This window comes from Asticcacaulis biprosthecium C19, assembly GCF_000204015.1.
GTDB classification, from domain to species: domain Bacteria; phylum Pseudomonadota; class Alphaproteobacteria; order Caulobacterales; family Caulobacteraceae; genus Asticcacaulis; species Asticcacaulis biprosthecius.
Genome location: NZ_GL883077.1, coordinates 1,320,867 through 1,322,123 on the forward strand (window position 1 = coordinate 1,320,867; position 1,257 = coordinate 1,322,123).

General features: G+C 44.9%; 2 protein-coding genes. Both read left to right on the forward strand.

Annotated elements, in window-relative coordinates:
• On the forward strand, positions 1-753 hold a 753-nt coding region (locus ABI_RS24940), incomplete at its 5' end, for an RHS repeat-associated core domain-containing protein (protein WP_211211121.1).
• A 1-nt stretch (position 754) separates the two neighbouring features.
• Entirely contained in the window at positions 755-1,204 is a 450-nt protein-coding gene (locus ABI_RS06370; protein WP_157138720.1) for a hypothetical protein, read from the forward strand.
• The last annotated feature ends 53 nt before the right edge of the window (positions 1,205-1,257 follow it).

Consider the following 1,257-nt stretch of genomic DNA (forward strand, 5'->3'; position numbering starts at 1 on the left):
TTGCAGCCGGACCCGATCGGCTACGGCGACGGTATGAACATGTACGCCTATGTTCATGGCGATCCGGTCAATGGAACCGATCCAACTGGGTTGCAGGATGCACAGATTGGGCCTGTATTTGTTAATGGATGCGATGCAACATGCGAAGCCGCAAAAAGGGCTCGGCAGCAGGGAGCAGTAGATGGTGCTTATAACTCATATCTAATGCAGCAGTATGGAAATGCAGGAGGACCTTGTTTAGGCTATCTATTTATGAATAGCTGCCTCTATTCACCTGGTGGCTCGCCGGCTGCCCAAAGTACAAATGAATCGAATCTCACCGAATGTGTTGGAACCGCATATGTAATGGAGGGAAACGCTAACTTTATTGGAAAAGAAGGTGCGTGGGGAACTGAAATAACGTCAATGTCTGTAGCAATCATTCCGCGTCAATGGACCGGTTTCGATCGTTGGATTGATGGCGGAGGAATTAAGAGCTTTGCGCCAATGACATATGGAACGGTTACAAATGCTGATGGAACTCAGACGCAGAATTTTTCCACCCTTACTGATGTCGTTAACAACAAGAAGGTTGGTAATGTGCGGTACAGCAATTCAATTTTGGCTCAAGATGCGATTATGGCGCGAGCGCCAGGTCAACTTGTACTTGAAGTTACAGGTGGTAGGCATTTTGGCAAAGATGCTAAGGTTACGTTGTTTACCAACAATCCCAAAGGCTGTCCTGTTGGAACGCAGCCAAGTTCTGGAGGTTAGAATGAAGTATATAGTGCGGTCTGCATTAGCCTTATGCACCTTTTTTTATACATCGACGGCTATGGCATCGATTTGCGTTGACGGACGGGTTTCGTTAGAAGACGATTACAGTAGGTCTCAATATGTTGTATCTGGTACGGTCGTATCAAAAGGGAATTATTTCAAAAAATACTTCAAATATGACGGGCGGCTTTTATATGATGAATATCAAAAGATTACCGTTAGAGTTGACGTTGTATACAAGGGGCACTTGGGTAGAAAAATAGCTTTTTACAATAGCAATGATTCATCAAGAGTTCCGGTTGAAGTTGGTGATAAATGGCTTTTTTTCTTTCAAAAAAGTGATGATTGGGAAGGGGTTTACGTTGATACATGTGGTTCGTCGGGGGCTCTTGCCAAACCTGATATCGCTGCTGCGGCGACGATGCTGAAAGATCGTATAGCAAAGTGAATGGCATTTCTATAACCGGGAAATACGGGAAATAGGGGGACAGGAGCACTATT